This is a genomic window from Bradyrhizobium sp. UFLA05-89 (assembly GCF_059803475.1).
Map to the genome: position 1 here is coordinate 26,344 of NZ_JBANBA010000106.1, position 6,442 is coordinate 32,785.

Annotated in this window: 5 protein-coding genes; 1 reads left to right on the forward strand and 4 read right to left on the reverse strand. The window is 63.7% G+C overall.

Translation table 11 applies throughout. The features are described 5' to 3' along the window. Positions 1-16: 16 nt before the first annotated feature. Entirely contained in the window at positions 17-232 is a 216-nt protein-coding gene (locus SO139_RS36505) for a hypothetical protein (protein ID WP_449383395.1), read from the reverse strand. A gap of 182 nt (positions 233-414) precedes the next feature. Then, positions 415-711, reverse strand: a complete 297-nt coding sequence (locus SO139_RS36510) for a hypothetical protein (protein ID WP_449383396.1) — start codon at positions 709-711, stop codon at positions 415-417. Positions 712-962: 251 nt separating this feature from the next. On the opposite strand from SO139_RS36510, the gene SO139_RS36515 reads away from it, so the two are divergent. Next, entirely contained in the window at positions 963-2,018 is a 1,056-nt protein-coding gene (locus SO139_RS36515; protein ID WP_498541527.1) for a polysaccharide deacetylase family protein, read from the forward strand. Positions 2,019-2,084: 66 nt separating this feature from the next. Here SO139_RS36515 and SO139_RS36520 read toward each other — a convergent pair whose 3' ends face one another. Together SO139_RS36520 and SO139_RS36525 are read right to left on the reverse strand one after the other, a co-directional pair. Then, the gene (locus tag SO139_RS36520; RefSeq protein ID WP_449383398.1) at positions 2,085-2,432 is read right to left on the reverse strand and encodes a hypothetical protein; all 348 of its coding nucleotides are present in this window, start codon (positions 2,430-2,432) and stop codon (positions 2,085-2,087) included. 131 nt (positions 2,433-2,563) lie between these two features. Continuing rightward, a complete protein-coding gene (locus SO139_RS36525) occupies positions 2,564-5,992 on the reverse strand; it encodes a DUF7933 domain-containing protein (RefSeq protein WP_449383399.1) in 3,429 nt (1,142 codons plus the stop codon). Between the last annotated feature and the right edge of the window lie 450 nt (positions 5,993-6,442).

Consider the following 6,442-nt stretch of genomic DNA (forward strand, 5'->3'; position numbering starts at 1 on the left):
GGAAGGACCACGATAATTACTGCCCGTGCTCGGTCAGCACCTTGTCGCAGGCCTTGCTAAGGCGGGTGCGGTTCTGTTTCAGGCAGGCGAGCACGGCCGAATCGCCGTTGTTCATCACGGAACGGCAGAAGCGCGAGACGTCACGGGCGCAGGCATCGTGGCCCGGCTGCTGCTGCGCTGACGCACCCGATGCGATCAGGGCCAATGGAAAAATCAAAAGAAATCTGCTCATCACAAAAATGCCTCATACCCGAAACGATAGGCGGGCGAAGCTAAAGCGGTGGTTCCCGCGCCGCAACGGCTTTTGTTGATGAGCTGAGCCGGCGAGATGCGAGTGGCCCCGGTCTGGACGCCGGGGCCTTCGCGAGGGAGCCCAGGCGCGCGATGATGGCATCATCACCACGCGCGCTTGTCTTAGTGCGCACCTTCCTGGACGTCGGCGACCTTGCGCGACGGCGCCTTGGCGAGGTCCTTGTCCATCACGGCACGGCAGCCGGGGCTGAGATCGGCGCGGTGCTTGAACATGCAGGCGGTGATGGCGGGGATGTTGGGGATTTCCGACGAGCACAGGCGGAAGGCGTCACCGGTGCACATCTGCTGCGCCTCGGCGGTGTAGGCAAAGCCTGTCGTCGAGGACAGGATCGACACGAAAGCGGCGAAACCCAGCGCCAGGCTGGCGTCGCGGATTTTGGACGAGAACGAGGTGGTCATTTGGGGCTCCCATTGGCGCCGCCGTCGGGCGGGGTGCGTTAACGGGAGCTACGATGATCCGGCAAAACCGTTTCCACTGTGATGACGGTCACGACCGGCCCGTCGACCGTGACATCGGTCACTTTGGCGCACCCCGCTGAAATTCCACCGCAACCGCTGTCGTGTTGGTGTCACGTTAACTGTTCCTTCGCATTATCGGCTCGGCGCGGGGAAAAACCGCTTGTTTGGTTGCGTATTTGGAAAGAGTAGCGATGCGTAATGCGTTGGGCCTGCTAGCGGCCAGTGTGATTGCGGCGGTCGTGATCGCCGGAGGTTGGTTCTTTTATTCCTCGCGCGCCGAACAGGCCGCTCCCCAGACAATGGCTGCCCGCGCGCCGGACTCTTTGCCGGCCTCGGCAAAGCTTGCGGCCAAGGACGACGTCGAGACCACGGCGGCGCTATCAGGCAGACCGGCCGCGGCGCCGAGCGCTCCGGCTGCGGCCGCACCAGCGCCGGCGCTGCCGGTTCAGCAGAAGTCGACCTGCGCCAATCCGAACGCGCTTGGCGTCGCCCGCGTGGTCGAGATCGATACCACCGGGGGACCGGGTTTCGGCTTCGAGCATTTCAAGCAGTTCGACTTCCTCACCGACAAGGAGGTCGTGCTGACCTTCGACGACGGTCCGTGGCCGAACAACACGCCCGCGGTGCTGAAGGCGCTCGCAGACGAATGCACCAAAGGCCTGTTCTTCGCGGTCGGCAAGCACGCCACCTATCATCCCGAGATCCTGCGCCAGGTGCTGGCCCAGGGCCACACGGTCGGCACCCACACCTGGTCGCACGTCAATCTCAACAGCAAGAAGATGACGGAACAACAGGCCAAGGACGAGGTGGAGAAGGGCTTCAGCGCGGTGAAGTTCGCGCTCGGGACCAACCCCGCGCCTTTCTTCCGCTTCCCCCAGCTTCAGCACAATCCGGCGATCGTGAGCTATTTCGGCACCCGCAACGTCGCCATGTTCTCGACCGATCTCGATTCGTTCGACTTCCGGAAAGAGAGCACGCCGGACAAGATCGTCAGCAACGTGATGACCAAGCTCGACAAGCTCGGCAAAGGCATCATCCTGATGCACGACTTCCAGAAGCACACCGCCGAAGCCCTGCCGACGCTGCTCGCACGCCTCAAGGCTGGCGGCTACAAGGTCGTGCAGATGAAGGCGAAGACGACGTTCCAGACGCTGCCGGAATATGACGAGGCGCTGCTGAAGGATTTGAAGGTGCCGACCTCGAGCGCACGTCCGATCTCGAGCGTGGTGCAGACGGTTTCGCAGTAACGCGACAAGCCAGTACGCTTCGACGGATCATGATGGCCGGGCTTCCCGGCCATTACCGTTTTTGGATTACCAATAGATCCCGTGGCGATGGAGCTCGCCGATGATGCGACCTTCGGTCCAGTAAGGCTTGCGCTTCGGCTTGTCGATCTTCGCCGTAGTCTTGGTCGAGACCGCTGGCGTCTGCGTCGTTGCGGACGTCGAACTTGTGGTCGTCGCCGGTGTCGTGGATACGGCCGCGGGCCGGTCGACATATTTCGGAGCTTCAGTGGGCTTGGAGGCCTGCGGCGCAGCGGTGGTCGTGGTCTGCTGCGCGACCGGATCATCCGCGGAAGCAATCGTCAAGCTACGCGAACCGGCGGCCTGAGCAGACGCAGAGGCCAGAACCATGGCGGCAACCAGAATGATCTTGCGCATGTGCGTGTCTCCCGTTTGCGAACGCCACGGCAAGCTAGGACAAGTCGGCCTGGCGTTACGTGACCTTGGTCACGCAAGCGGACGGCGTTGCATTATTGGCCGGAGTCTTGTCCAGGCGCCCCGGCCCTGATCTAGTCTGCGCTGAACGGAACCGACGCGCGTCCACGCACCGACCAGACGGTGAACTGATTGCTCCCGAGCCCTCCAAGCTCGCCATCGACCGACAACCTCGGGCCGGTTTCCAGCGTCACGCCGACGCCGGTGGTGACGCGCGCCGACCAGCCCTGCAAGAACTGGGTCGCCTGCAGCAGCGGCCCGACCGGAAGCGTTGCGTCGTCGCGGTTGAAATAATAGTCGGCGTAGAGGCCGACATAAGGCATGAGCTTGACCGTGGTCGTCCATAGCCACGGGTACATGATTTTTGCGCCGGCGCTCGCGCGGCCTTCCGAGAAGGTTCGTGAGCTCTCCGCGATGCCAAAGTTGTCCGTGTAGGAGTCTTCGCGCTCCCACAAGGCATAGACCTTGAGTGAGGGCTCAATCTCGAAGCCGTAATGCGTCTTGTAGACGCCGATCAGCGACGCCGTCGCGAGCCAGCGTTGCCCCGGGAACGTCGCGAATGCCGTTCCGGCGGTGCCATTGTAGCTAATTCCCGAGCGCGCCAGGCTGGCGTCGAATCGCATGCCCGGCAGGAAGCGCCAGCCGAAATATCCGCCGGCCGTCCACCCGTCACCCTTTAAACGACCGTCGAGCAGCTGCGAGGTGTAGTCGAAGCTCTCATAGCCGCCGAATGCGCCGATCAGAATATCGGTCGTGAGGCGATGCGATATTCCGAACAGCGCATTGATCTGTCCACCGCGGATATCGCCGGTCTGCTGGCTGGTATTCCAGTCGCTGCCGCGTATGTCGGCCCAGGCCAGCCACAAAGGTGGTGCGAGCACGACCGGCGGCATCCCCTTGGTCGGCGGGGGTTGGAGCTCGCAGCCGAACTTGAAGCGCAGGCCGCCGCCGCTCGCCTTGACCGGCATCTGCGGGCCCGCGCAGTCGGTAAAGCCATCCGCAATCGCCTCATCGACTGCGCCGGAGACCGCGGCGCCCGAAGCGTGGGCCTCGATCTTGGTGACCGTGAGCTGCAAATCGCGCAGGTGCCCGCTGTCCGCCGGCACGCTGATGGTGATGGAGGCATTCGCGGTGTTGCCTGTTCCGCCGTTCGTGGACGTGACGGGGTCCGTGACGTTGGTCAGCGATCCGACGGTCGTTCCCGTCACGTTGACCGAAAACGTGCAGGACGCAGCGGGCGAGAGCGTCGCACCCGTGAGGCTGACGCTGCCGCCACCTGCGGTCGCCGTGATGGAGCCGCCGCCGCACGAGCCGGTCAGGCCGTTGGGGCTCGCAACCAGGAGCCCGGCCGGGAATCTGTCGGTGAGCGCGACGCCGGTGAGCGCGGAGCTCGGGTTGGGATTGACGACCGTGAACGTCAGCGAGGTTACGCCGCCCGCCGCAATCGACGCGGCGCCGAATGCTTTTTGGACTCTCGGAGAGAGCGACGTATTGACCGTGAGCGTCGCGCTGGCGCTGTCTCCGCTCCCTCCGTTGGTCGAACTGATCGGTGAGCTGGCGTTGACCTTGATGCCGGCGGTCGTGCCGGTCACGTTGATCGAGATCGTGCAGGACGAGGCGCTCGCGAGGGTGGCGCCCGAGAGGTTGACGCTGCCGCCGCCGGCAGGCGCGGTGAGGGTGCCGCCGCAGGTGCTGGACAGGCCGGTGGGGGTCGCAACCAGGAGCCCGGCGGGAAACGCGTCGGTGAATGTGATCCCCGTGAGCACCGTCGAAGCATTGGGATTGGTGATCGTGAAGGTGAGCAACGACGTACCGCCAACTGCAATCGATGCAGGCGCGAAGCTCTTGGAAAGCCCAGGAGGAGCCAGTTCGGTCACCTGAAGCGACGAACTGGCGGTGTTGCCAGTCCCTCCATTGCTCGAGGTGACGTTCGAGGTTGTGTTGACCTTGGTGCCGATGGTGGTGCCGGTTACGGTAACCGAGAAGGTGCAGGCCCCGCCTCCCGTAATATTTGCGCCCGCGAGCGCGATGCTCGTGCCTGTGGTCGTAAGCGTCCCGCCGCATTGAGCGATGCTGGCAGCCGGAACAGTCAGCCCGGCCGGAAGAGCATCGGTGAAGGCTACCCCGGACAGCACCAGCACAGGGTTGGGGTTGATGATCGTGAAGGTGAGCACCGATGTGCCGCCAAGCGGAATCAGTGACGGCGCGAAGCTCTTGTTGATCGCAGGCGGAAACGTGCTCACGCCCACCGCGAGCGTCGCGCTGGCGTTGTCTCCGGTTCCTCCGTTGGTTGAGTTGACCGGTGATGTGCTGTTGACCTTGATTCCGGTGGTCGTGCCGGTCACGTTGAGCGAGATCGTGCAGGACGAGGCGGCCGCGAGGGTGGCGCCCGAGAGGTTGACGCTGCCGCCGCCGGCAGGCGCGGTGAGGGTGCCGCCGCAGGAGTTGGTCAGGCCGCTGGGGGTTGCAACCAGGAGCCCGGCGGGAAACGCGTCGGTGAACGCAACGCCTGTGAGCGCCGTCGAAGCATTGGGATTCGTGATCGTGAAGGTGAGCGACGATGTGCCGTTGAGGGCAATCGATGCCGGCGCAAAGCTCTTGGAAAGTCCAGGAGGAGCCAGTGCGGTCACCTCGATCGACGCGCTGGCGGTGTTGCCGGTCCCTCCATTGGTCGATGTGACCGCCGAGGAGTTGTTGACCTTGGTGCCCGTGGTGGTACCGGTCACGGTGACCGAGAAGCTGCAGACCCCGCCTCCTGCAATGCTTGCGCCCGCGAGCGCGATGCTCGTCGCGGTCGTCGTTAGCGTGCCGCCGCATTGAGCGATGCTGGTCGCCGGAACAGTAAGCCCGGCCGGCAGAGTGTCGCTGAACGCGACGCCCGTGAGTGCTGCCGAAGCATTTGGATTGGTGATCGTGAAGGTGAGCGCCGATGTGCCGCCGAGTGGAATAGATGAGGGCGCGAAGCTCTTGGCGATTGCGGGGGGCGAAGGGGTCGGCGCCGCGTCAACAGTCAGGTGCGCCGTTGCATCGTTGCCGGGCCCCTGGTCCGAGGAGACCTTGACCGAGTTGTTCTTCTGGCCAGTGGACGTGGCCGTCACGTTGACGGCGACGGTGCACGTCTGGTTCGACGCCAAAGAGACGTTCGCCAAGCTGATGCTGGCGGCACCGGCCGCGGCCGTCACATTGGAGACATTGCAGGAGGCGTCGGCGCCGGTGACGGTCAGGCCGGGGGGTGTGGCGACAACAAGTCCACCGGGCAGAGCATCTGTGAAATTTACGCCGGTATTTCCAAGAGTGGCGCCAGTGACGGTGAACGTCAGCGTCGTGCTGCTGCCAACCGAGATCGCCGACGCCCCGAACGACTTGGCGATCGTCGGCGTATTCTGCCCGCGCACCACCTGCGCAGCCCCCGGGCTGACGAACGCGATCAGCACGCCCATGACTGCCGCCCAAACCGTAGCGCGGTAGCGATATCCCTGCACTTCGGTCGCAGCAGAGTCCACGTGAGGCGACTTCGAAAACCAACGGATTGCAAGCGTCGCGACGAAAGATTGCGCAAAGGGACACAACCCGCACTTCATCGCCGCCCCCAAGGACAGTTGTCACACCCGGCAAAGGCAACAACGAAAGGTCGCGACGTGTCAGTTGGTTCGGCCGTCTGAATGTTTCAATTCCGCGCGGACCAGCGTGAATGTGCGAAGGCGCGCCAAATTCGAAGCTCAGATTGCAATCTATAGACATCACAATCCCAGGAAGAGCGGCCACAAATGCGGCGAACGACAAGGGCGGTGCAAGTTTCACGATGACTGTTGCCGCCGCGCGACGCAGCGGACAGCAACGCTGACCGAATCTGGGGCTGGTCTAGACGTGTCTGGGTTGAGCAGCCTGAGACATAGGTGACGGTACGTACCGGACACATGGGTTACACTTTCCGCTTTTGTTCTGCGGGAGGT